17 protein-coding genes are annotated in these 26,763 nt (G+C 56.4%); 11 read left to right on the top strand and 6 right to left on the bottom strand.

Translation table 11 applies throughout. From position 1 onward, the window contains the following. Positions 1-655: 655 nt before the first annotated feature. Together IFJ82_RS08075 and IFJ82_RS08070 are read right to left on the bottom strand one after the other, a co-directional pair. Positions 656-3,535: a TonB-dependent receptor gene (locus tag IFJ82_RS08075; protein ID WP_192263671.1), complete on the bottom strand. Its 2,880-nt coding sequence runs from the start codon at positions 3,533-3,535 to the stop codon at positions 656-658. Between the two features lie 227 nt (positions 3,536-3,762). Beyond that, complete coding sequence (locus tag IFJ82_RS08070) at positions 3,763-6,414, bottom strand: M1 family metallopeptidase (RefSeq protein ID WP_408901681.1); 2,652 nt, start codon at positions 6,412-6,414, stop codon at positions 3,763-3,765. Between the two features lie 357 nt (positions 6,415-6,771). On the opposite strand from IFJ82_RS08070, the gene IFJ82_RS08065 reads away from it, so the two are divergent. Both IFJ82_RS08065 and IFJ82_RS08060 read left to right on the top strand, forming a co-directional pair. Beyond that, positions 6,772-8,763: a CocE/NonD family hydrolase gene (locus IFJ82_RS08065; RefSeq protein ID WP_003619990.1), complete on the top strand. Its 1,992-nt coding sequence runs from the start codon at positions 6,772-6,774 to the stop codon at positions 8,761-8,763. A gap of 46 nt (positions 8,764-8,809) precedes the next feature. After that, positions 8,810-10,276 carry a peptide MFS transporter gene (locus IFJ82_RS08060; RefSeq protein ID WP_192266409.1) on the top strand — a complete coding sequence of 489 codons (1,467 nt, stop codon included), beginning with the start codon at positions 8,810-8,812 and terminating at the stop codon, positions 10,274-10,276. A gap of 162 nt (positions 10,277-10,438) precedes the next feature. Here IFJ82_RS08060 and IFJ82_RS08055 read toward each other — a convergent pair whose 3' ends face one another. The 3 genes from IFJ82_RS08055 to IFJ82_RS08045 form a co-directional block, all read right to left on the bottom strand. Next, positions 10,439-11,206 carry an amino acid ABC transporter ATP-binding protein gene (locus IFJ82_RS08055; protein ID WP_275403439.1) on the bottom strand — a complete coding sequence of 256 codons (768 nt, stop codon included), beginning with the start codon at positions 11,204-11,206 and terminating at the stop codon, positions 10,439-10,441. Then, a complete protein-coding gene (locus IFJ82_RS08050) occupies positions 11,196-12,653 on the bottom strand; it encodes an ABC transporter substrate-binding protein/permease (RefSeq protein ID WP_192263667.1) in 1,458 nt (485 codons plus the stop codon). The genes IFJ82_RS08055 and IFJ82_RS08050 overlap by 11 nt, the downstream gene beginning before the upstream one ends. Positions 12,654-12,754: 101 nt before the next feature. Then, the gene (locus IFJ82_RS08045; protein ID WP_003619997.1) at positions 12,755-13,726 is read right to left on the bottom strand and encodes a LysR family transcriptional regulator; all 972 of its coding nucleotides are present in this window, start codon (positions 13,724-13,726) and stop codon (positions 12,755-12,757) included. Between the two features lie 299 nt (positions 13,727-14,025). On the opposite strand from IFJ82_RS08045, the gene IFJ82_RS08040 reads away from it, so the two are divergent. The 6 genes from IFJ82_RS08040 (at position 14,026) to IFJ82_RS08015 (ending at position 21,646) form a co-directional block, all read left to right on the top strand. Beyond that, positions 14,026-14,895 (top strand): dimethylarginine dimethylaminohydrolase family protein, encoded by an 870-nt coding sequence (locus tag IFJ82_RS08040; protein ID WP_062808855.1) that lies wholly within the window; start codon positions 14,026-14,028, stop codon positions 14,893-14,895. Between the two features lie 173 nt (positions 14,896-15,068). Beyond that, positions 15,069-16,247, top strand: coding sequence for a pyridoxal phosphate-dependent aminotransferase (locus IFJ82_RS08035; protein ID WP_003620001.1), 1,179 nt, complete (start codon positions 15,069-15,071; stop codon positions 16,245-16,247). Between the two features lie 19 nt (positions 16,248-16,266). Beyond that, positions 16,267-17,037 (top strand): class II aldolase/adducin family protein, encoded by a 771-nt coding sequence (locus IFJ82_RS08030; protein ID WP_192266405.1) that lies wholly within the window; start codon positions 16,267-16,269, stop codon positions 17,035-17,037. A 237-nt stretch (positions 17,038-17,274) separates the two neighbouring features. Further along, positions 17,275-18,639 (top strand): Nramp family divalent metal transporter, encoded by a 1,365-nt coding sequence (locus tag IFJ82_RS08025; protein ID WP_192263666.1) that lies wholly within the window; start codon positions 17,275-17,277, stop codon positions 18,637-18,639. A 335-nt stretch (positions 18,640-18,974) separates the two neighbouring features. Beyond that, positions 18,975-20,312, top strand: coding sequence for a dihydroorotase (locus tag IFJ82_RS08020; protein WP_192263664.1), 1,338 nt, complete (start codon positions 18,975-18,977; stop codon positions 20,310-20,312). 248 nt (positions 20,313-20,560) lie between these two features. Then, on the top strand, positions 20,561-21,646 hold the full coding sequence (locus IFJ82_RS08015) for a L,D-transpeptidase (RefSeq protein WP_225578583.1): 1,086 nt from the start codon (positions 20,561-20,563) through the stop codon (positions 21,644-21,646). A gap of 383 nt (positions 21,647-22,029) precedes the next feature. Here IFJ82_RS08015 and IFJ82_RS08010 read toward each other — a convergent pair whose 3' ends face one another. Continuing rightward, a complete protein-coding gene (locus IFJ82_RS08010) occupies positions 22,030-22,866 on the bottom strand; it encodes a nucleotidyltransferase domain-containing protein (protein WP_225578582.1) in 837 nt (278 codons plus the stop codon). A gap of 259 nt (positions 22,867-23,125) precedes the next feature. Here IFJ82_RS08010 and IFJ82_RS08005 point away from each other — a divergent pair, with 259 nt between their 5' ends. The 3 genes from IFJ82_RS08005 to IFJ82_RS07995 all read left to right on the top strand — a co-directional run bounded on the left by IFJ82_RS08005 (position 23,126) and on the right by IFJ82_RS07995 (position 26,740). Then, positions 23,126-24,823 (top strand): thiamine pyrophosphate-binding protein, encoded by a 1,698-nt coding sequence (locus tag IFJ82_RS08005; RefSeq protein WP_003620014.1) that lies wholly within the window; start codon positions 23,126-23,128, stop codon positions 24,821-24,823. Positions 24,824-25,132: 309 nt separating this feature from the next. Next, a complete protein-coding gene (locus tag IFJ82_RS08000) occupies positions 25,133-25,786 on the top strand; it encodes a DedA family protein (protein ID WP_003620016.1) in 654 nt (217 codons plus the stop codon). Between the two features lie 117 nt (positions 25,787-25,903). Further along, positions 25,904-26,740, top strand: a complete 837-nt coding sequence (locus IFJ82_RS07995) for an SDR family NAD(P)-dependent oxidoreductase (protein WP_003620018.1) — start codon at positions 25,904-25,906, stop codon at positions 26,738-26,740. Positions 26,741-26,763 lie beyond the last annotated feature (23 nt).

The raw sequence follows: 26,763 nt of genomic DNA, 5'->3' as shown, positions 1-26,763 counted from the left end.
ACAGCACACCACCCGTGCGCGCTTTGTGGTCAAAAAGCAACACATGGTCATGCCGACGCAAAAGTTCACATATGGATTTTTTTAAGTTTCCCCCATATGAAAATGCGAGTCATTAACATTTCACTTATTCATTTTTTTCATATATTTCAAAAAAAATCAAAGGTTGTTTTTGATTATATCTTTTATTGAATCCAGACAGAAATATAAATTCAATGCCCAAAAATATATTCCATCAGATACAGATCGATATCATTCTGTTATCACAATATTTTTCCACAGACCCATCATGCTTATGTCATAAAAAATACATAAAACATTCATTTTAGGGCTTGCTGTATCCAAAAAGCCCTAGCCAAAACCGGCAGAATAACATTCACGATAAAATATCATATTTTTCGAAAGATAAAATATGAAATGTACATTCCAAAGATAATGATCTTGCAAACCTATGCACGAACCTCTTTGCCAGCATCCTGTCATTCATTCTTTTTTTGATGATGTTAATTGAAATTACATACCATATTGAATAGGTTTTGCTTCACCGTCTGTTGTCATAACAATAAGAGTAGAGGCAAAAGGTGCATCGTCACGAACCAGCCGCGCGATGCACCCCGCCAATTTTCACGTGATTGCCAGAGTCACAACCATCCAGATATCAGCCAAAACGCGCACGGACGCTGAAGGTCACGCTGGCAGGCTGGCCGGGAAGACCGTCACTGAACTGCTTGGAACAGCCATAATTGCTCACCGCCTGTCCGGCGAACGGACCGCTGGTGAAATTCCCGCATGAAGAGGGGGAAATCTGGCGATATTTGTACTGCCAGTAGAACGTATTGAACAGGTTATAGACATTCACGTCGAAGTTCAGGGACTTGAGTGGCCCGGCATTCTTCAGGGGCATTTCGTAATTGAGATCAAGCGAGAAGATCATATAAGGCGCGATGCCGCCATGTGGGTCATACGTCGTGGAACCCGCCGTGGCATTATAATAGGCATAGCTTCCATAGCTGCCGATACCAGGAATCGGGCCGACATTCTCGCTGCCCGTCAGGTCATAACTTGTATATTGATGCCCGGTATACTGTCCCTGAAAGCGTACATTGAAATCGTCGCCGTGACGGAACATGCTGCGTTTGTTGTAATCAATGCCGATCGTCGACAGCCATTGTGGTACACCGGTCACAGGGGAGCCGTTCGTCGCAATACCGAACTGATCTTCCTGAACCGAGATGGATTCCAGCGCCGTCGCCTTATAATGATCGCTGAGGTGAGAGAAATTGCCAAAGAGCTGGATCTGCGGCGTGACCTGATAGACCACCGACATTTCCTCGCCCTTCATGGCACGCTGTCCTGCGTTGGTATAAATTGACATGCCTGCATCGGGGCCCGACTGATAATTGAACATGCCAAAGTCCCGATCAATCTTCTGATAGAAATAATCAATGGAGACAGTCAGGTTAGAGCGGTTATACTTGATACCACCTTCCGCCATATGAACGATGGAGGCGTTGGGCACACTTCCCATGACTTCGGGCGAAAAATCCGATGTCGGGGCATACAGGGCAGAATTCCCCCAACTTCCATACAATGACAGGCCCTTGGCCGCAGGCAGGACCTTATCAAGGTCATATGTCACGTTAATGAACGGCAGCCATTCACGATCCCATTTATGGGCGCTATAGGCACCCGTGCCACATCCGTATTGTTGGCAATATGCGCTAGATGCAAGGCCGGCTGGCACTGTCCCGCCATAGATCTTGCTGCCCGTCAGGCTGGACTGGGTTCCTTCGACCACAAAACCTGGGGTGATATGCAGGGTGTTCTTGAACAGGTCAATTTTATCCTGGAAATAACCCTGGTACATGACACGCTGCGGTCCCCCGTCATACCCGCTGATCAGGTTTGATGAGGTACGGGGAATATTTGATGTGCCCCATGCATATGTCGGGGAACTGTTGCCGGTTTCCTTTGCAATCAATGCGCCTACCTTGATGGTCTGCTGTATGCCCCACACTGTCGGGGGCGTAATCGTCAGGCGTGGACGGATGCCGTAGGTATCGGTGCGGGTATACGAAAGCTGCGCATTATATCCGCACGGGCTGGCCTGTCCGGCGGCACTCCACATATTTGCGACACTGCTGGGACAGGCGGCGGAACCGGCGGGAAAACGTGATGCCCCGTCATAGGTATAGACCTGAGGGTCATAAAAGAGGTTCCCATACCCATACAATCCCTGCTCACCAAAACCTGCCGGGTTCTGGGCAAAGATGCTTGTGCCGGGCGGGTCATAGGCACCACTGCCCCCATTGGGCGCAAAAGCTGCGGGATTGGCATAGCTTTCCATGGTCGAATCAGAAAATTCGTAAAAACCTGTTACGCCCGCTGTAATATAATCATTGATATATTTATCGTTTTTCAGGATCAGGGTAAAATAATCGTTGTTTTCCGAACTGAATGCCTGACTTGGGTCATAATTCGCATATTTCCCATATTCATTCAGATAGGCGATGGGCAATGGCTCTGCCACGAATTTCCCTGATCCGGTATTATAGAGGGCCGTTAACTGGAACAACGACATGCCGTCGTCATATGGCTTGTCAAAAGCAAATTCCATGTTGTTGTAACGCGCGGGGGTATGGTCGATATACCCACGTGTCTGCATGTTGGAATATTTGATCATCAGGCGCGGGGCATTGATCCCTTCACCCATCCAGCCATTGAGTTTGCCGCTATCGAACTGGAAGCCCTCGTTATAGGTGCCATAACTTCCAAGAGAGCCGAAAATATCAATCTGCCTTTTTTGCGCCGGGCGCAGGCTGTGATAATCAATGGTGCCACCAATCGTGCCAAACGTCGTGGAGGCAGGGTAGGCGACACCTGGCATGATCGTCACGCCACTGATCTGATCAAGATTGAACCGCCCGCCGATGATGCTGTTGAGGTAGCCACCCGATCCCCCGTTCAGAAGATCCTGCATCGGCACGCCATCAAGGGTGGAGGCAACCTCTGACCCACGTGCACCACGGATGGACATGACCGGTTCATTATTACCGATCCCCTGTGAATAGACATTGACCGATGGGGCATCACGCAGGATGGAAACGATACTGCCCGTGATACCAGCCTGGCGGATATGATCTTCGCCCAGAACGGTCGCCGCACTTGGGGAATCTTTTTCACGCAGCAGGCGGCGCTGCGCCCGGACATAGATTTCCTCCATCTTGCTTTTCGGGCTGGCCACGGTCGTGCCCGCACCCTGTGCAGGTGTGGCAGCCGTCGGTGCGGTGGCAACCGGCGTTGCCTCTGCCTGCGGTACGGTCCGGGCAGGCGTCGTGGAGGTGGCGGATTGGGCATGATGCCCATGCGACGTGCCCCCTGACGCCGACGCCGACGCCGACGCCGAAACCGCCGTCGCACTGTCCTGCGCGCGGACAGCATTACTGTAAAGCCCGGCGCATGTCGTCGCCATCAGGGCGACGGCCATCGTGGCTGACGGGTGCAGGACCCGATAGGCGCCGATGCTGCTTTTGTTCAAAGAGGCAGGTTCTCCCTGCTGCATTAACGTGCAATGCAGCAGGGGAATATTTATTTTCTTCATAGAGTTCCCCTTTGTGATGAGCCGATTCATGAACTATCGGTAATATCATTACAAAGGCGGAAACATCTGCGTTCAATATAAATGTATAAAACTATAACATTAACTACTTTTAGTTGCCAAAAGACAACACAATGTAGTGAAATTATTTAAGTTTATATTTGTTTTTATTTAATGTTCTTCTCCTGCATCCATTCAGTCAGTTGCGCCCGCGCACGTGCATAAATCTCCGCATTGGACAGGATCTTGTCTGCTGCCTGTCGCGCCGAAATCAGGCTGCCACGCGAAGACGTGCTGGACGGATTACTCAACAATGCTTTGGCGATATCGGGATTCACCGTTTCTCCCGCAACTGCGGGCAACAGTTTTTCCTGCGACCATGGCGCCAGAAGTTTCCTGATGTCATCCTGATTTTCCAGAACAATATTCCAGACTTCGTCAGGATGTCCGCTTTCACGTGCGACAACCGCCAGCGATCTTACGATACGTCCGTTGGGAATGCTCCCGCTATAGGCGAAGGCAACCGTACGTCGTGTCAACGCCGTGTCATGTGATGCAGCCAGCGCGCCAAAGAAACGCAGCTTCTGTTCTGTATCCGGTGCCTTGCGGATGACATTTTCGATCTGGTCATATGTTTTGCCATCCGCTTCACGCCCTGCGATCGTGGCAACGGGATCAATCAGGCTGGCGGGCAGGGATTTAGAGGATTTCAGGTATTTTTCAAAACGTCCCTGCGCCTCGGTAATGATTGCGCGATCCCCGAACTGGCCCAATGCGTCGATCACCTTGGGACGCAGCAGGGTATCGGTAAAGGGTTCATCCGCACGCACATCCCAGCCAAGGCGCTGCATCTGTCCTTGAAGGATGGAACGGGCAAAATCGTGGAACCGTCCCTGCGCTGGCGTTCCCGTCATCATGACATCAAGGGCCTGCAGATGCGAAATTGTATCCTGCCAGACGGCGATATCAGCTTCCTGGGTGGCCGGAAGGTTGGCGACCAGTGACAGGTAATCCTTTAACGATGCCTGCCCGGACTGGAACATCGCAAACTCGTCACCCAGGATATTGGCACGGTCCGCCGGCCCGAAGGAAGCAAACTCCTTTTGCAGAAGCGCAAGGGATGCCGCGTCATAGCGGGTACGGTAATACCCATTTTCACCAAGGTTGATCTTGATCGCATGGTCACATCCCGCAATACGCAGGGTGGATGGGGCCTTGCCCAGCAGGATCTTGTGGACATCGCCACCAGCGGTTCCCGCAATGACCGGCACCTTCCACTTCAGCGCCGCTGCATGGGGATCATGGATGGTAAAGCGGCCCTGTGTCAGGGTCAGGACAGTTTCACCCGCCACACACCGGCGGGCAACATTGACCTGCGGGATTCCTGGCTGCTCGACAAAGCTACGCGCAACCGCGCCGATATCCTGACCCGAGGCATGCGACAGCGCGGCCCACAGGTCATCGCTGGTCGCATTGCCATAGGCATGGGCCTTCATGTAATCGCGCATGCCATCACGGAAACGGTCCTCGCCCAGCCAGTTTTCGACCATGCGGATCACCTGCTCACCCTTTTGGTAGCTGATCCGGTCAAATGCGCTGCTGGCCTCGCTTACGTCATGGATGGTCTGCTGGATGGGGTGGGTGGTGGATTGTGCATCCAGCGCCATCGCCGCTTCGCGATCGGAATGCTGGCGCGGCCAGATTTCCCATCCCGGATTGAAATGATTGGTGGCCTTGGTTTCCATCCACGAGGCAAAACCCTCGTTCAACCAGATGTCATTCCACCATCCCATGGTCACAAGGTCGCCTGACCACTGGTGCGCCATTTCATGTGCGACCACCAGGTACACCCATTCACGGGTTTCGGGGGAACTACGGCTTGGGTCAAACAGGACAGCGTCGTCAATGAACGTCATCGCCCCCCAGTTTTCCATGGCCCCCGCTTCGTAATTGCCGGGAATGGCCAGCAGGTCCAGCTTCGGCAGGGGATAGGGAACGCCAAAATACTGGTTATAATAAGGCAAGATGTCGGTTGCCGCGCCAAGCGCGTATTCACCGTTCTTCTGCTCCCCGCTGGGGGCGTAAACATTGATGGGTGTGTCACCCGCCTTGCCATGCACCGCACCAAGGTCGCCAGCCACCACGGCAAGGAGATAGCTGGACATACGTGGCGTGGTGGCAAAATTGACGTATTTCGTCCTTCCTGCCGCTTTTGTGACCGAGGTGACCGGCATGTTGCTGACGGCGGTATAGGCCCGCGGCACACGCACGCTCAGTTGATAGGTCGCCTTCAGGCCCGGCTCGTCCCAGCTTGGGAACATGCGACGGGCATCGGCGACTTCGAACTGCGTCACCAGCATCCGCTTTTTCCGCCCCTTCGGATCACGGTAATCGTCATAATAGATACCGTTGGGGGTCTGGGGGATTGGCCCGGTATAGCGGATCGACAGCACATGCCGCCCCGCCGGAAGCTGCCCCGGGACAGGGACGCTCAACGTCGCGGTCTGGGCGGCCTCGTCTTGTGAAATCCGCAGGGCGGTGCCATCAACGCTTGCGGACTCAAGCTTCAGGCCCGCCTGGTTCAATATGATCTGCCCCACCGGCTGTGTTACCGTCAGGTCGATATCTTCATGACCACTCAGTACGAGGGCCTTCATATCGGTATCGACACTGATACGATAGGCTGCGGGCACAACAGTCGTGGGCAATCCCCCCGGCGTCAGTTCGGGCGACGATGCATGGCCTGCTGCTATTGGTGCGGCGTGGGCGGCACCCCCTGCAAGCAGCGCCAGCACGGGAAGTGCCAGCATGGGCCGCATACGTGGCCCTGAAAACCTGCCTGAACCTTCGTCATCTGCAAAACGCACAATCATCCTCCGTTACGGAATGTTATTACCATTCCTGTCATAGCCACAAACCGTAACGGTTTCCTTTGTTGTTATGTAAAGTTAATGAAACAGCCAACGCAGGCATTGCACGCCGCCCACTGACCGGCCGCCATTGGGGCACCTCCACAGGTCCGCACCCATGACGGGAAGGGAAGGGGGCAGCCCCCAAGATGCAGTTTTTACACCCGATCCCGCACCAAGGTGTTTTTGGGCGTTCGGAACCGACCATTGCTATGATAAGGGCAATGCAACGATAACGCCCCATGGGCAACACTGGAGTGCAATGACATGAAACGGCTTTCCTGGCGGCACCTGCCGTCACTGGCAATCATGATTGCAGGCGTATCGTCAGGTGCGCTGGCTGAACGCTGCCTTGCGGCGGACACGCACGCTGCGACAAAGGCAACCGCGACGACCGATGCCTCCGCACTGATGGTACAGACCGGCAGCGATATTCCCGCCCATGTGGTTTTCCCCACCAGCGCGCGCAATTATGTCAAGCGTGACGTCATGATCCCGATGCGCGACGGTGTGAAGCTGCATACGGTCATCGTTATCCCCAAGGATGCATCTGGCGCGCCAATCCTGCTGACGCGCACCCCCTATCATGCCTCGGCGCGGGCGAACCGCATTCCTGATGCCCCCGACATCCGCTCCATCCTGCCTGAAGGCGACGATACGTTCGTCGAAGGCGGCTATATCCGGGTGTTTCAGGACATCCGCGGCAAGTACGGCTCCGAAGGGGATTACGTCATGACCCGCCCGCCGCGTGGTCCGCTGAACCCCACGAAAACGGATGAAACCACCGATGCGTGGGATACAATTGAATGGCTGGTCCATAACCTGCCCGAAAGCAATGGCCGCGTGGGCATGCTCGGCTCTTCTTACGAAGGTTATACGGTGGTCATGGCGCTGCTTGACCCACATCCGGCATTGAAGGTTGCCGCCCCCGAAAGCCCGATGGTCGATGGCTGGATGGGTGATGACTGGTATCATTATGGCGTGTTCCGTCAGGGTGGGCTTGATTATTTCACCATGCAGATGTCCGAACGCGCGGAAGGCCATGCCATCCCGCGTATCGACCATGACGATTACACCAATTTCCTGACCGCCGGTTCCGCCGGACAGTTCGCGCATAATGCGGGGCTGGACCAATTCCCGTGGTGGCAGCGCATGCTGGCCCATCCCGCCTACGACGCCTTCTGGCAGCAGCAGGCGCTTGACCACCTGCTGGCGCAGCGCAAGACAAGCGTCCCGACCTTATGGGAACAGGGATTGTGGGATCAGGAGGACATGTGGGGCGCCATCCATACATGGCAGGCCCTTCAGGCAACGGCCCCGACCGTGCCGAATGTCCTGGTCATGGGGCCATGGCGCCACAGCCAGGTCAATTATAACGGCTCCTCCCTGGGTCCGTTACAATGGAACGGCGATACCGCTTCGCAGTTCCGGCATGATGTGCTGCGCCCCTTCTTTGACCAGTACCTGCGGCCCGGTTCCGCCACTGTTCACCTGCCCGAAGCCATTATCTATAACACCGGCAAGAACCACTGGGACTATCTCGACCGCTGGCCACTGGCATGTGACGAACATTGTCCCCATTCGCTGCAACCTTTCTACCTCCATGCGGAACATGCCCTGTCGACCCGCCAGCCCACCCATGACGAACAGGCGTCGGATCATTACATCTCGGACCCGCAGCATCCGGTTCCCTTCCTGGCCCGTCCGTTCTCCTTTGTTTCAGATTCCGATCGCTGGAAGACGTGGCTGGTGCAGGATCAGCGCTTTGCCGAAAGCCGTCCCGATGTCGTGACCTATGAAACCCCGGTCCTGACCGCGCCGGTCAAGGTCAGCGGCGTCCCGACGGCCGACATTTATGCCGCAACCACCGGGACGGATGCGGACTGGGTGGTAAAGGTCATTGACGTCAATCCGCCGACGACTGCCGACCGGCCTGAAATGGGCGGGTATGAACTGGCGGTGTCGATGGATATCTTCCGCGGACGTTACCGCCAGGGCTTTGACAAACCCACCGCCATCGTGCCGGGACAGCCGACGCGCTATCGCTTCACATTGCCGGCAGTCAATCATGTCTTTGAACCTGGGCACCGGATCATGATCCAGATCCAGTCCAGCCAGTTCCCGTTATATGACCGCAACCCGCAGAAATTTGTCCCCAATATCCTGCAAGCCACCAAGGAGGACTATACGGTTGCCACCCAGGAAATCTATCACGACCACGCCCATCCTACGGCCGTATGGCTTCCGGTCGTGCCCTGAGTGCATGTGAATGCAGAGTTCAGACAGTGACGCCGACATGAAACCCATGTCGGCGTCTGGCAGGTCCGCCGCGTTCCGGGTCGTCCTTGCCATCGAGATATGGGAGCGGTTCGGGTTTTATGGCATGCAGGCGATCCTGCTGTTGTACATGGTCCAGAAACTGGGCATGCATGACACACAGGCCAACATGCTGTGGGGCAGTTTCGCGGCCATGACCTATGCCGCGCCGGTAGTGGGCGGATGGCTGGGTGATCAGGTGCTGGGGTCGCGACGGACAATGGTGATGGGCGCCATCATCCTTGCGACCGGCTACCTTCTGCTTGGGGGGATGACGGGCAACGCACATTCCCTGTTCCTCGGGATGGCCGTCATTGCGGTGGGAAACGGCTTTTTCAAACCCAACTCCTGCAACACGGTCACCCTGATCTATCGCGATCAGGAACAGAAGCTCGATGTGGCCTTTACGATATATTACATGTCGGTCAATATCGGCTCCACCTTCTCCCTTGTCCTGACACCATGGCTGCAACAGACATATGGTTGGGCCACGGCGTTCACATCATGTGGTGTTGGGCTGGTGCTGGGGATCGTGGCCTATTTCCTGCGCCGCCGCAGGCTGGATGGCATTGGCACGACGCCGGATTTCACACACGTCCCCCTGCGTCGCACCATCACGATCGCCGCGGCGACGCTGGCGGCCATCGCGGTCATCGCCCGCATCTTTGAATCCAATTCAATTCAGGGAATGCTGGTCATCGCATCCGGCCTGACGATCATGGCGGCATGGATATTCCTGTATGTCCGCGCCGCGCCGCATGAACGCCCCGGCCTGAAGATCATATATCTGCTGACATTTGAAGTTGCGCTCTACTTCGTCTTCTATCAGCAGATGGTGACGTCGCTGACATTATTTACCCTGCGCAATGTCAGCAAGGATTTCACCCTGTTCGGGCTGCATCTGTTTTCCATGTCGGCGGGCCAGTTCCAGGCGTTCAATCCCTTTTGGATCATGCTGGGCACCCCCATGCTGATCACGATATATAACTGGCTGGGACGCCGAAACGCAGATATCAGCATCGCCGGGAAATTCGTCATCGGCTTTGCCTGTGTCACCCTGTCATTCGTGATGTGGTGGATCAGCACGCGCCTGTGTGCGACCGATCAGGTCTCACCATGGTGGATGCTGTTCGGATATGCTCCCCTGTCGATCGGTGAACTGATGCTCAACAGCCTCGGGCTTGCCGCGATCGCCCGATATGTTCCCCAACGTATCAGCGCCTTCATGGCGGGCTGTTTTTATGTGCTGATCGGGTTTGCCATGTATGTCGGCAGCATGGTTGCCAATCTGGCGGCGATCGACAATGCGGGGGAAAGTGGTACTGATGCGGCACAGACGCTGGTGATCTATGGGACGCTGTTTCGTAACCTTGCCTTTGTGGCCGGGGCGGCAACCCTTGTATTCGCACTCCTGCTGCCACTGGTGCGGGGCTGGGAACGCGCGCGGCAAGCATAGGGGGCACCTGATACTCACGTGGCGCCCTGAATATTTTTCCTAAATCCTATGAAAGATGCCGCCTTTTTCAAACAAGGCGACATCTGGATTACGGTCAGGCAGATGCTCGTAAAAACAATAAACTGGAGCATTTTCACCGAACCGGCTTTCGGTAAAAATGCTCTAGAGGCACAGCATACGGTCAAGGAATATCCGCGCCCGCGTGCTGCGCGGGGCCTCGAAAAAAGACGTGGCAGGGGTGGTTTCAAGTATCCTGCCACGATCCATAAAAACGATGCGATCGGCCACATGGCGGGCAAACCCCATTTCGTGGGTGACGAAAATGGCCGTGATACCTGCGGCACATAATTCATTGATGATGTTCATCACCCCACGGATGGCTTCCGGGTCAAGGGCGGCCGTCGGTTCGTCAAACAGCATGATCCGGGGCTGCATACATAATGCGCGTGCAATTGCCACGCGCTGCTGCTGTCCCCCGGAAAGCTGATGCGGATACATCTCCGCCTGTTCACTGATACCCACCTGCTCCAGAAAGCCGAGTGCAAGGGCACGCGCCTGCATCAGCGGCATATCGCGTACAAGCCGTGGGGCGAGGGTGCAATTATCAAGCACACTCAGGTGCGGAAACAGGTGATATGTCTGGAAAACCAGCCCCACCATACCCCGCAGCTTCACAAGGTCGGTCGTGCGGTCGATCACCTGCCCATCAATTGACAGGGTGCCACTGTCATGCACCTCTGTCTGGTTAAAACAGCGGATCAGGGTGGATTTACCCGCCCCAGAGGGGCCAATTACGGCGATCTTCTCTCCTTTGAGGATATCAAGGTTGATATTGTCCAGCAGGTACATCTCCCCGCGTTTCCTGCATAATGCACGGGCCGCCACGACAATGGGCCGTGGCACCATCACGGGGTCGGAATCAACGTTCATGCGCACCTGCCCCATGGATCGGCCGCCCAAGGCGATGTTCCATGATTTTCTGCAACATGATAAAAAACAGCACCATCAACAGGTAATAGACAAGAGCCGCCGCATAATATTCGCTGAATTCGAAACTCCGCGCGACCTCCACCTGCGCCACGGACAGAAGCTCGTGCAGTGAAATGACAGATGCAAGCGAGGTCGTCTTCAGCAGGGTAATAAAGTCATTGAGCGTGGGGGGCAGGGCAATGCGCAATGCCTGTGGGAAGACCACATGGCGATATGTCTGCCCCGTTCCCATTCCCAACGCACGTGCCGCCGCAATCTGCCCCGCATCCACCGCCACAAGGGCAGAGCGGTTGATTTCCGCCTGATAGGCACTCTCATTCAACGACAGGGATATCCACGCAGCAAGGAAGGGTGAAAACCATGCCTCCCTGAATATGGGGCAGAACTGCGGCAATGCGTTCCATACGAACAGAAGCTGCAGCAGGGTTGGTACTGCGCGGAATATATAGATGTACAGACCCAGCAGCGCACGTACAGGGCCCGGCTTCCCCCCAAGCCGCAGGGCGATGGGAATGGAAATGATGATGGCCGTCACATGCGACGCCAGTGCCAGCAGGAGTGTCACACCCGCACCACGAAGAAATGCCCCCGATGCCAGCGCACGGAAAAAATCCCCCCATGCAAAGGTGATGACAGGCCCGGCTGTCAGGTCCGTGGCACCGACCGGGTTGATCGACCACCTGCGCGCAATGGCATTGATCTGCCCATTGGCGGACAAAACGGCAATCGCATGCCGCAGGGCCTCATGGTCCTGCGCGTCCTTGCGCATATATAGGGCAAACTGCCGATAATCCGTATCATCGGTACGCAGGATGATATGCACCCTGCCATGAAGCTGCTTCTGGCGAAAATATATCTCCACATCCTGGCTGATGAAGGCAAAATCCCGCCCCAGCAGAACCTGCTGCACCACGTTTTCCTCGGTGGGGTACTGCTGGATTTCAATGGGCGCACGATGCTGCGCCACAAGCTGCTCATTCAGATGCTCGACCATGGCGGTGTAACTGGTGCCCGCCTGCACGGCAATACGCCGGCCCGACAGGTCGGACATGCGATCTATCGGTGGCGTCGTCGCCGGTGCGACAACCACCAGCGCCGTATCCAGATAGGGAACCGCATCAAAACTCCGCTCCCGACTGGGCAGGCGCGTGACCCCGCTTGCGACAAGCCCGCACCTGCCCGCCATGAGGGAAGGGAACAGCCCCACGAAATCCATGGAGGATACCTCCAGCCGTACATGCCAGTATCCCGCCAGCGCACGGGCAAGGTCGATATCCACACCGGAGGGCATGTCCGTATCACCCCCCGCATGTTTCATGAAAGTCATGGGCGGCAGCGTGGGATTGGTACAGACGTTCAGGACGCCATCATGGATAAATCCCGGCACAGGGGACGATTGCGCCCGGAGCAGGCACCCGGGAAAAAACAACAAAAGAAGACAGAAACAAACGAACTGAAGGCCCGTAACTGCATGAGGGGTGCAAGATCTCAATATGAGTCTTCCAGTATCGTGCGGAATGTTTCGATCATCATGCTTGTATCGGGGGACGGGCGCACCAGGAAATGAAAGCTGGTCATCAGGCGCAGGCTGTCGGGCGCGATCTGGCGCAACAGCCCGTCATCAACCAGGGGCCGGGCATATGCCTCTGGCAGGAAACCAATATAATTCCCCGAAAGAATCAGCAGGGCACGGGCATCCACGTTTTCCGCGCCAGCACAAAACGTCATCTGCCCCCTGATCCGATCCCATGCGGCAGAAGAAACCGCGCTGGAAACCTCGATCATGCGCTGCTGTTTCAGGATATCAAACGTAATGTCCGCTTCTTCCACCCGTGCCAGTGGATGCGTCATGGCGCAGTACAGACCAAGGGATTCCGTAAACAGCGCCGTACTTTGCATATCCGGCCGATGATGCCCATGCAGTACGATGCCCGCCGTGGCGCGCCCATCAAGCACCGCAAGTTCCACTTCACGCGGGGATGCGGAACACATGTTCATGAAAACCGCGGGATGGCGCGCGGTAAAGGTCTTGATGGCGCGTATGACCGCCGTTTCGCCGTGAATCAGGATATTATCTGGCATATACAGCGAAAAACGCCCCGACAGGATACCGCTTGCCGTATTGATGCGCTGCTGGAAACGCTCGATATCCGTCAGCAACTCCTCCGTGGCCTCCAGCACCATGCGCCCTTCACCCGTCAGGGCAAAGCCGCTGCGCCCACGCTGGCACAGCTTGATGTTGAGGCGGCTTTCCAGGGCAGAGATATCAATGCTGATGGAAGACTTGCTTTTGCCCAGCGCGATTTCGGCTGCGGAGAATCCGCCGCGTTCGGCAACGGTGCGAAAGACACGCAGCAGCCTGAGGTCCACTTCGGCCACCTGGCCACGGAAACCACCACCCCGGCGTCGGCCCGCGGCCATCCGCTTTGTGGATGGCAGGGAAGGGGAGGAAAGGGTCATTAATGGGGCTGTCATGTGCGTCGGGGTCCGTCCATGGTGCCTGCGGGATAACGCTCAGGATGTCTTCAGTCAGATGGATATGACTGGCAAAGTCCGCTGATCGTTACTTGCCCGCTCCAGATTGTCCAGAGAATGCAACAATATGTGTCTGCGCACAAACAGGTTTTTTGATTGCGTGTGGTTAATAAAAAACCAAAGTGAACTCTGTATCATTCCTATCCCGTCATATCTGCCGCATTGCTACGCTGCTGTCTTTCCCTGCGATGCGGGGGTGCTTTTATCTGCGGGATTGTGACGTAATGAATACAAACCACTGGTTCATAGACAGCGAAAGCGGCGATCTGGCCGATGTGCTGTTGTGCCGGCCGGAACATTATTCATGGATACCAAGCAACGATATCGCGATTCAGACGCTGGCCCGTGGCCAGCGCACCAATCATGCGGACATGCTGTCACAGTTTGAGGAGCTGGTAGACGCCCTGCGCATGGCGGACGTCAACTGCCATTTCCTGACGCCACAGCCCGGCATGCCGTACGAGGTATATACCCGTGACAGTTCACAGACCACGCCATTCGGCACGGTCATTACCCGTCTGGCGCGTCCCGAACGCCGCGCGGAAGAAGGACCGGTGCGGCAGTTCCATGCGTCGGGTGAAGTCTGGAAAACCTGCACCCAGGGCCATATCGAAGGCGGCGACATACATTTCATACGTCCCGGCCTGCTGGTTGTGGGCGTAAGCGGTGGGCGCACCGACGAAGTCGGCGCGCGGCAGTTCACAGACTGGTTCACGCAAGAAGGCTGGACCTGCCGCCTGATCCGATTCCCGGCACATTTCCTGCATCTGGATGTCATCTTTACAATGATCAATGATGATACGGCCATCGCCGTCACTGATGTCCTGCCTGATGCCGACCTCGCATGGCTGCGGGCGCAGGGCATACGCCTGCTGTCCGTCACTTACAAAGAAGCGATGGAGGGCATGGGATGCAATGTCCTCGCCCTTGGGAAGGGACGGGTCATCAGCCCGCATCACAGCACGCGAATCAACCAGATGATGCGTGCGGAAGGGATGGAGATCCTGACACCACATCTTGACCAGTTTTCGCGCGGCGGGGGCAGCGTGCATTGCATGACGATGCCCCTGCGCCGGGCCCCCATCGGGGGATGAGCATCCCACGCGACCATGTTCATAAGGCAACACCCGCGATGGCAACATGATCATTACGATATGTTTTTCATAATGGAACTTGATCGTAACGAATAACCCTGCATGATGCGTATTCATAATGATGGCCGTGGGATGTCGCGTGCCATCACCCTGATATAACGAGGAACGCATATATGAATACGGATGCGACTTTGTCGGCTGACGCCCAACGCGACCTGTTGCAGCGGGGATATTCGCGTCGGCAGTTTGGCCGGATCGGGGCGCTTCTGGGCACGGGCCTTGCGCTGGCGTCCCTGCCGGGACGGATCGCGCAGGCACGCGGGGTTGTGGCGTCGGCAGGCGATAACGCAGGCAAGGTGCTGATTGACAGCAACGAATGGTGGACCGGCCCCATGGAAGAAGGCGTCCGTGCCGGCGTCGCCATGGTGGCGCAGGGAAATCGTTACTGGCCCAACGGCAACCGTCAGGCACTGATCAAGGCTGTGGCCGAGATCGAGGGCGTACCGGCTGACCATATCATGCCATGGCCGGGATCTGGTGATCCGCTATGTCGCACCATCGTGACGTTCTGTTCACCGCAACGCGGGCTTGTCACGCTGGACCCGACCTATGAACCCTCATGGGAAACGGCCGAATGGCTGAAGGTCCCGCTGGCGAAGGTTCCTCTGCGGCGCGAAAAACACTGGAAAACGGATGTACGCGCCATGCTGGCGGCCGATCCGAACGCAGGTGTTTATTATATCTGCTCGCCAAACAATCCCACCGGCACGGTGACACCCATCGAAGATATCGAATGGCTGCTTGCCCATAAACCGGCAGGGTCGATCATCCTGGTGGATGAAGCGTATATCCATTTTTCGGGCACACGCAGCGCCGCCTCCCTTGTGGCAGCAGGCAAGGATGTGATCGTATTGCGCACATTCTCCAAACTATTTGGCATGGCAGGACTGCGCCTTGGCCTCAGTATGGGGCGTCCTGACCTGCTGGAAAAAATGATGCGCTATGACGGGTTTTCACAATCCTTCATGCTCTCCACCGTGGCACTTGCAACCGGACTTGCCAGTGTCACGCGCGCGCAGGAAATCATCCAGCGTCGCAACCAGATGATTGCCAATCGGGAAATGACATTCGCACACCTGCGCCAGCGTGGGATCTCCTATATCCCCAGTATGGCGAACATGTTCATCGTTGACTGGAAACGCCCGGCCAAACCCGTGCGGGAAGCATTTGCAAAACAGGGTGTCCTTATCGGGCGTAACTGGCCCATATGGCCAAACTGTTCACGCATCACCGTAGGATCCGAAAGTGACATGCAAAGTTTCTGCAAGGCGCTCGATGTTGTCATCGCCTAATTCCACCATCACGGGGAACATGCCCGACGGTTCCCCCCATACACCACCATCACCCCGGTCAACCGTCACGGAACAGGCGCTGCGCCGCGAACTTGCCGCGGCCTATCGCCTGGTGGCGCATTTCGGGATGACCGACCTTGTCTATACCCATCTGTCGGCACGACTGCCGGGGGTGCGACATGCCTATCTGGTCAACCCGTATGGTTTCCTGTTTGAGGAAATAACTGCATCTTCACTGGTCACGGTCGATGCCGACGGCCACCCCCGCCAGCCAATCGCACATCCCATAAACCCGGCGGGGTTTGTGATTCATTCCGCCATCCATCGTGCCCGGCCTGATGCCGCATGCGTCATGCATACCCACACCATCGCGGGCATGGCGGTTGCGGCGCAGGATCGCAAGATCCTGCCCATCAACCAGATCAGCATGGAATTCCATGACCGCATCGGTTTCCATGCCTATGAGGGGCTGGCTGCGGAAGACAACCTGAGTGAACGCGAACGTCTTGTCCGCGACCTGGGACAGAACCATGGACTGATCCTGCAAAATCATGGGCTGTTGACCGTGGGACGCACGGTGGCGGAATGTTTTTACCGCATGTACTACCTTGAACAGGCCTGCCGTATCCAGGTCGCGGCCCAGTCCACCGGCACATCGCTGCATTTCCCATCCCCCGCCAGCATCCTGCGCGCACGCCAGCAGTTCGAAGATGACACGGACCAGGGGCAACTGATATGGCAGGCGCTGCTTCGCAAACTCGACCGCGAACAGCCGGACTACCAGACCTGACCCCCTGACCATAAGGTTACGGATGGGGATGGATGCCCCATCCGTAACCGACTGCGTCCCCTGACATTTTCCAACAGGCCAATTTTAACGACTGCCCTGTGTCACGGGTTCCCGGCGCTCGCGGCATTGTAATCTCTATGCTATGAAAAATTGTCGTCACTACAAGATATAGCCTATTGCATATTTTGTAGCAGTGACGTTGAATGGTGTGGCGACAAAGTTTTCAGGCAGGTTCCCATGTCCACTCCCCCCACCACGCCGCCCACGACACATGCCTGGCGTTTCACACGACAGGGGGCCGACAGCCAGAGCCTGCCGGAAGTCCATTCTAGCATTCACGTCCCCAACAGCAGCGCCCTGTGGTGGCGTCGTTTCCTTGCCTTCATCGGCCCCGGATACATGATATCGGTTGGGTATATGGACCCGGGCAACTGGGCCACCGACCTGCAGGGCGGATCGCAGTTCGGTTATCACCTGTTATGGGTAATCATGCTGTCGAACCTGATGGCGATCGTGCTTCAGGCCCTCGCGGCGCGATTGGGGATCGTAACCGGCCGGGACCTTGCACAGGCATGCCGGGACCATTTTTCGCCGGTGGTCAGTTACGCCCTGTGGGTGTCATGTGAACTGGCGATCATCGCGTGTGACCTGGCAGAGGTGATCGGAACCGCAGTCGCGCTGCAACTCCTTTTTGGCCTTCCGCTGATCGGGGGATGCGTGGTGTCCATCGCGGACGCCTTTATCGTCCTGCTGCTGATGCAGCGCGGCTTTCGCTATCTTGAGGCCTTTATAATCGGGCTCCTGATTATCATCGCAGGCTGTTTCGTGGTACAGATCATCGCAGCCGTCCCCTCGATTTCCGCGATGCTGCATGGCTTCGTGCCCACAACGCAGATCCTGACCGACCCGTCCATGCTGTATATCGCCATCGGCATCATCGGGGCGACGGTCATGCCCCATAACCTTTATCTGCATTCATCCATCGTCCAGACCCGTGCATTCGAACGCACCCCGACCGGGCAGCGCGACGCCATCAAGTGGTCCACACTCGACAGCACGATTGCCCTTGTGCTGGCGCTGTTCATCAATGCCGCGATCCTGATCGTGGCGGCAGCGGCATTCCATGGCAGCGGCCATCAGGACGTGGCCGAAATCTCGGATGCCTACCGTCTGCTATCGCCCGTGCTGGGGGTGGCGATCGCTTCGACCCTGTTTGCTACAGCCCTGCTGGCAGCGGGCATGAACTCGACAATAACCGGGACACTGGCGGGACAGATCATTATGGAAGGGTTCCTTCACCTGTCCCTTCCTGCGTGGGCGCGTCGCCTGCTGACACGTGGCCTTGCGGTCATTCCTGTCCTGTTCGTCACGCTGTTTTATGGCGAGCATGGCGTGGGGGAACTGCTGATGTTCAGCCAGGTTATCTTGTCCATGCAGTTGCCGTTCGCTGTCATCCCGTTGGTGATGTTCGTATCAGACCGTGAAAAAATGGGGGAATTCACGATTTCGCCCGTCATGAAGGTCCTGGCATGGGTCATCGCCACCATCATCCTTGTCCTTAACTTCAAGCTGCTGTGGGACACCGTGACGTCTGCATCCTGAGTGAGATCAGCACGTCACTCCACACCATTCGTGCAGGGAGGGAACATGACAGGCTTATCCCATACGGCGGCCCCACCAGCTCAGGTGCATCTTGGCGCCCGACACACAGCGCCGGATTATTATATGGGCCGCCTTGTCATCATCGTCATGGCAATCGCGTGCATGACTCTGTTTTTCATCCTTCAATAACGCCGCGATCTGGCCACGCCACACAAGCATATGCATCAAAACGCATGCCTTCTTCTGGACGTGCGCGCGCATGTCGATTATTTTCCGGCATATGCCGGAGCCGGTTGCGCATCTGCTCCTGAAACGCGAATGAGACGGAAGAGCTGATGCCAGGCAAATCGTACGACCTTGTTTTAAAAAACGGGACTGTCGTCCTTCCCGATCAGACCGTGATGACGGATATTTTCGTCCACGATGGGCGCATTGCACAAATTGGCGGCACCGGGAATGCGCAACGTACGCTGCAATGTGATGGCCTGACCATCCTTCCTGGGGTGATCGACACGCAGGTCCATTTCCGCGAACCCGGCCCCGGTGATGCAGAAGACCTGGAATCCGGCAGTCGTGCGGCCGTGCTGGGCGGGGTAACCGGGGTGTTCGAAATGCCCAATACCCGTCCCCCCACCGATACCCCCGACGCTGTCACTGACAAGCTGGCCCGCGCACGGGGACGGATGTGGTGCGAACACGCGTTTTATGTGGGGGCCACAACTGACAACGCGGAACAGTGCGGGGAACTGGAAAAACTGCCGGGCACGGCGGGGATCAAGATTTTCATGGGTTCGTCCACCGGCAGCCTTCTGGTCTCTGACGATCGCATCCTTGAACGCGTCCTGCGTTCTGGCTCCCGCCGTGTTGCGATCCATGCAGAGGACGAAAACCGGCTGCTTGAACGGGTTAACCATCGCGTGGCGGGGGATCCGTCCTCCCATCCTGTCTGGCGGGACGAGGAAACGGCAATGCGGGCGACACAACGCATCGTCGCCCTGGCGCGCAAGACAGGCCGACGTATCCATGTCCTGCATGTCACGACGCCGGCGGAACTGGAATTCCTTGCCGCAAACAAGGATATTGCAAGCTGCGAGGTCACGCCGCAGCATCTGACCCTCGCGGCGGAGGATGCCTATCCCGAACTCGGCACGCTGGCACAGATGAACCCGCCGATCCGCAACCGTGCGGCGCGCGATGGTCTGTGGCACTGGATGGGACAGGGGGTTCCTGACATCATCGGGTCCGACCACGCCCCCCACACCATAACGGCAAAAGAGCGATCCTATCCCGACTCCCCATCAGGGATGCCTGGGGTGCAGACGCTGCTGCCCCTTATGCTGGACCATGTTGCCCATGGGCGCCTGACACTGCGCAAGGTTGTGGACATGACCTCCGCCGGTCCACAGCGCCTGTTCGGGCTGGTGCGAAAGGGACGGATCGCCGTTGGTTATGACGCCGATTTTTCGATTGTCGATCCACAGGCCCGGTGGGAAATCAGGCAGGACTGGCTGGCATCACGATGTGGATGGTCTCCCTTTGTCGGTCGTACACTGACGGGTCGCCCCGTTGGCACCATTATCCGTGGCAATACCGTCATGTGGGAAGGGGAGTTGCCGGGCAAGGCAATCGGCCAGCCCTTCCGCTTTGACGCAACAGACCGCCCCCAACAGTAAAATAGAACTGTATGATCTCGTACGGGGAACCTGGTGCTTATATCCGGCGCTTAGGTATAAAGCAGGTTAATCGCCTAAAATACAAAACCCATAATTTTATCAGTTTTTTCAATAAGTTCTTTTCAAGGTGACTCTGAAGACGGATTTGGGATGGTATGTAGATAATAGAATTACAGACCTGTACTCCTTTGATTTTCGCAACACACCACAATCCCACAGGATCACCCAACCGTCATGCCGGAAGCTACATGCAGATAAGTTCACGTGCGGCTGTGGCATTCCTGATTACATGCAGCCTGACGTCCCCGGGACATGCACAACCCGTTTCGCCTGACATCGCACAGGAAATGAATGACCTACGCTCGGCGATAAAAACGGAACTTGGGTCACAGGCCGTGCATCTCAACAGCAACCTGACCGACAAAGATCTTGCGCAGGCGAAACAGATTCTCGATAGGACGCATCTCTGGCCGGATACACCGCAGATCATACTGGTCGTGGACCGTTCCGAACGGGTGCAGCGATTGTGGATTGCCGTGGGGGGAGGGGAGCTTGAAAAGCTGACCGCGCTGGGTTCGGTCCGTGTCAGTACGGGACGTCCCGGCCGAACGGAGCATTTTCGTACCCCCGTTGGGGTCTTCATAAATGACGGGCAGATCTATGGTTATCGCGCGCAGGGAACGAAAAACGAATTCGGCGTGCGTGGAAATGGTAACAAAGGCATGCGCGTATGGGACTTTGGCTGGCAAACGACCGAGGACTGGCGCAAAAAGGACACGGTCGCGGTCGTGCGGCTGGAAATGCATGCAACCGATCCCGACCTGTTGGAAGGGCGTCTGGGCCGATCAGATTCCGAAGGCTGCATCCGCATTCCCTCGCGCTTTAATACGTTCCTTGACCATCATGGCCTGATTGATCGCGACCTCGATCATCTGATCCATGACGGACAGAATGCACGCGCCCTCCAGGCGCTGCTTGGCGCAAGCCACGACCCTGCCCCCCTTGCTGGGGACAGGGTGGTTGTGATCGATTCATCACAAACAGATGCGCAACTTTCGGACCCGGAACGGGCACGGAAGATACAAGATGATTTTGCAAAATTCCTTGCACAATCACAAAATCCCAATCCCAATCCCAATCCCAATCCCAATCCCAATCCCAATCCCAATCCCAATTCTGCTTCTGCTCCTGCTTCTGCTCCTGCTCCTGCTCCTGCTCCTGCTCCTGCTCCTGCTCCTGCTCCTGCTCCTGCTCCTGCTCCTGCTCCTGCTCCTGCTCCTGCTCCTGCTCCTGCTCAAGGAGAACCTGCAGCGGAAGATACGACAACCCTATAATTCATATATTCTGAGTATTTCGTATATTTTTAAATTTACATATCCAATTAATATACCACATAATTTATATAATACTTAAGTATATGCACTTCACATCCAATTAAATATATATAATGAATCTATAGCATTCATAATGCATGCGGCAGCGACAGTAATTATGAATCCTACGGACTGATCGACCAGTGAATGCGAGATGATATTCTCCCGACCATTCCATCCAGAAGCCATAGGAATACGTAAAGGGAATAGACTTTCTCCACTACGGCGCATGGAAAACACAGCCCGCAGGTTTTGTAACAGGCCCAGATTATCGCCCAGATACCGATAAACTGAAAACCACTTTACCATGCCGCCATTCCGCTCACTTCAATCATCATCCCACTTCACCGATGACATGACCTGATCTGCTGGTGAAAAAAATCATCAGCTTCGGTCATGGCATGCGCCGAAATCTTCGGTGACAGATGATCAAATGCTTCATGGGCATAGGCGAATTCATGCGCCACCAACTGATCCAGCATGGCAGGCATCCTGACCAGGCGTGTTTCACGCGTTTGCGCCTTGGCACGGATCAGATCATCAATGATTTCGACTGTGCCATGTTCAAGTTCGCATTCACGCAGCAGGGAAGGAAAGTGCATCGGCACGACATTTTCCGCCGGATGCAGACGTAACCAACGCAGGGCAATCGCCGGACGCAGCGCATAAAACAGTTTCTTCAGCCGCATGTCCTGCCCCTGTCCGTTGCAATTCCGGTTATATTGTTTCTCGCCCAGATGCAGGTAGTGCCGTGCAACAAGGGGACGGCTACAGACCCGATGCGCCAGGGCCATGAACTGTGTCTGGAAGGCCGTGTCCATCCCATAGATAATGGGAGAAGACAGCCACTCCATGACCACCACATTTCCCTTCAGCAGCAGGCGGACAGCCTTGGCCAGATCCCAGCCATTGACATCAAGTTCCTGCGTGAGCGGGATTTCGATGACATCACGCACGGGCCACAATGACAGATACTGCGCCATTGGCCTGATGAAGATGAACCGGCAATCATAATGGGAGGGAAAGCCCCATGCACGACTACCGCTTTCAATCGCCAGCGGGATGATGACGTCATGCTCCGCCCGGATCGTCGCAAGCGTCCGGTCGATATCCGTCAATGCGGTCTTACAGAAACTTTCGGGGATGGAGCGAAGCCATTCCTGTGCTTGCGTCATGTTCATCAGGCCAGTTCTGTATTTTCAATATATCTTTTGGGGTCAGGCGCACATCCTGCGCGCCGACGCGTGGTCCGGCAGGGGAGGCACGTCGTCGTCAGTATCCTAACATTATATTTCGCCATATGTTTTTGAATATAAATAACCGATATCCCCGGTTCAGGTATCATCGTCTGTCTTATATGCATTTGCCCACAGTTGGGTGGATGACAATCGCCATTTTCATATTACAGTTGCAATGACACCAGTATGAAAGAGGCCATTCATGCAGATCACGGCAATCAGTGATATCGATGGACAGTGTAGCCGCAGGGGCGCTGACATCCTGCTCGAAATTCTTGAAAGCGAGGGCGTCAAATATATCTTTGGCAATCCCGGCACGACGGAACTTCCGCTGATTGACGCCCTGCAGAAACGTCCGGACCTGCAATATGTGCTGGCCCTGCAGGAAGCCAGTGCTGTCGCCATGGCTGATGGTTATGCGCAGGCGGCGGGACGGCCGGGATTTTTGAACCTGCATACGGCAGGTGGTCTGGGCCATGGCATGGGAAACCTCCTCAACGCCAGCGTGTCGCAAACCCCCCTGGTTGTCACGGCGGGACAGCAGGATTCCCGCCATACCATCTCCGACCCCCTTCTGTTCGGGGATCTGGTCAGCATCGCCACCCCGGCCGTCAAGTGGGCGCAGGAAGTCATGCATGCCGATCAACTGCCGGTGTTGGTCCACCGTGCTTTCAATGACGCCATGGCGGCCCCGACCGGGCCTGTCTTCTTGTCATTACCCATGGATGTCATGGAGGAAATGAGTACCGTTTCCGCAGCCCCCCCATCGCGGATCGAGCGTTGCTCCATCGCTGGCGGCCTGCCGGAACTGGCGCGGCACCTGGCGCAGATCGCACCAGGACGGCTGGGAATTATCGCAGGGGACGAAGTTCACGCCGCGGGGGCTGCGGCACAGGTGGCCGCCGTGGCGGAACTTCTGGGGGCACCGGTCTTCGGCTCCTCATGGCCGTCACGTGTTCCCTTTGCAACATCCCATCCCTTGTGGGAAGGCAACCTGCCAACACGGGCCACGGATATCGCGGCAAAGCTGGGAGATTATGATGCGATCTTTGCACTGGGTGGCAAATCGCTGATTACCATCCTGTATTCCGAAGGGTCTGCCGTGCCGCCGGGGTGCGCGATCTATCAGGTCTCGGCAGATATCGGGGATCTTGGGCGCACATTTTACACGCCACTATCGCTGGTGGGACATATCCGCGCCTCTCTCGAAGCGTTCCTGCCTTTGCTGGCCAGGGAAATCGAGGGGCGTCAGGATGTCTACGCCTCTGCGCGGGAAAAGGTCACGGCGCGTAACCGTGATCGCCGGAACGCGGCATTATCCATTGCACGACACAGGATGGAAGACCCCGTCATCGCGCCATGTGTCGCAGCCTATGAGGCCGTGCGCGCCATCGGGCCAGACATTGCCATCGTTGATGAAGCCATCGCCACCTCATCACACGTGCGCTCTTTCCTCAACAGCGACTGGCCCGCGCAGTACTCCTTCCTGCGCGGCGGTGCGCTGGGCTGGGGGATGCCGGCCGCCGTGGGCGCATCGCTTGGTCTGGGGCGTGAACCTGTCGTCTGCCTGGTGGGGGATGGGGCCTCTCTTTACTCCCCGCAGGCAATCTGGACCGCAGCGCATGAGAAGCTGCCGGTGACTTTCGTCATCATGAACAATCAGGAATATAATGTCCTGAAGGGCTTCATGCGGGGACAAACGCACTACGTCTCCACCCGCAACGGCAATTACCTTGCCATGGACCTGAACGACCCGGTCATAGATTATCAGGCGATGGCTACATCCTATGGCTTGTCAGCATGCAGGATTACGCGGGCAACCGATATCGCCGCCGCCATTCAGGCAGGGATCGCATCGGGTCGCGCCAATGTGGTGGAAATCATGATCCGGGCTGAATAACCATGACATGATAACCATGACATGAGGGGAGGCAGGCGCTGCATGCCGCCCCATACCGGGCCACAGGATGCCATTTGATACGCCAAACCCCTTAATCCTGTTGGGTAATACGGGATATCCCCGATATGATGGAAGGCAGCTATTTGAAAAATAGGCTTTCCATGGATTGTGAAATCCCCCATTGCGTTATCAGCATGGCATATCGGGCGACATGGACACCGCCAGAAGAGGTGATGACAGCCATTTCCAGTCGCGTGAAAGCCGCGCCACACGCGGGTTGCGCAAGGAGATTGTAAGCTGCTTCACCACATGGAATACCTGTTCCAGCATTATGGATATGGCGTAATCACCCTGATCGTCATGCTGGAAAGCATGGGATTGCCCCTGCCGGCGGAAACGCTGATCATCTCCGCCTCGCTCTATTGTGCGGCGACGCATCACATGGATATCGGCTGGGTTGCCGTGGCGGCCATCGTGGGCGCGATCATCGGCGATAATATCGGCTATATCATCGGGCGCATGGTCGGAATACCATTGCTGCAACGCTATGGCGCGCGGATCGGCATGACACCGGATCGCCTGTTGCTTGGCCGGTTCCTGTTCCGTCGCCATGGCAGTGAAATTGTGTTCTTTGGCCGTTTCATCGCTGTGGTCCGTGTGTTCGTGGCCCTGCTGGCCGGTGCGAATCACATGACGTGGCCACGTTTCATGATCTTCAACGCGGCAGGCGGCATCTGCTGGGCTGGTGGCTATGCCATGCTGAGCTACTATCTCGGTCACAAGATCATGCAGCTTTCCGGTCCCGCCAGTGTCATCGGGGCCGTAACTGTTGTCATCGGGGTGGGAGGATGCGCCATTTTCCTACGCCGCAACGAAAAGCGGCTGACGGATAAGGCATTGCAGGAAGCCCGCCAGGACATGACTGACGACACCCAGAAAAATCCTTCGCAAAAGATACCGTGAAAATACCGATTACGATTTATCTTCGACGTCATGATGACTTTATGTTACCTCAGGTAACATGAGCCAGATGCATATCAGGTTGAAAATAATCACAATCTTATCGTTCGCGAGACTCTTATGACGGCTCCGTTTCCACCGGCTTCAACACAACATCCGCTGGCGGTCATTACCGGCGGGGCAGGGGGGATCGGTCGCCTTGTCATCGAAGGCCTGCTGACTGCCGGATACCATGTAATTGCGTTGACGCGACAGGGGAGTGTCCCGACACTGGAACACTCCCCCGGCATCACCAACATCCGCTGTGACCTTGGGGACCCGCAGGCCATCGGATTGGCGACGGACCGGATCAGGTCATTTGGCGCCCCCGTGCGGGCACTCATCCACTGTGCGGGGGTCATCGTACCGCAGACCGTCTCCGACCTTGATGACGGGGCAATCAGGGAACAGGTGACGGTCAACCTGCAAACCCCCATCATGCTGACGACACGACTGCTGGACCTGGTGCCACGGGGCGGTCATATCGTCTTTGTCAATTCTATGGCTGCGATCGTTCCCCTGGGGGGGAGCAGTGTCTATGCCGCCACGAAATTCGGGCTGCGTGGCTTTGCCCTTTCCCTGCGGGAGGAGGTCCGGTCACGCGGCATCCATGTTTCCTCCATTTTCCCTGGGGCCGTGGATACGCCCATGCTGCAAAGGGAAATGCAAAATGGAGGGTCTGCCCTTAATTTCGTGACCTTACCGGTACCACCACAACACATCGCGACACTGATCCTGCGCGCCCTGCGTCAGCGGAGCCGGGATGTGTTCGTCCCTTCATCTGACGGGATTTTTGGCCAGCTTCTGCTGATTTTTCCCGCCATCTGGCAAAAACTTCTGCCGGTCATGCTATGGATGGGGGAAAAAGGGCGGCGCAAATACCTGCGTGAACGCAAGGATGAAACGACCCCAACCTAAAAACCCCCAATCATGACATGAAG

The sequence above is a fragment of the Novacetimonas hansenii genome (assembly GCF_014843995.1).
In the GTDB taxonomy this organism is placed as follows: Bacteria; Pseudomonadota; Alphaproteobacteria; order Acetobacterales; family Acetobacteraceae; genus Novacetimonas; species Novacetimonas hansenii.
This window is presented reverse-complemented; position numbering and strand designations above follow the sequence as displayed.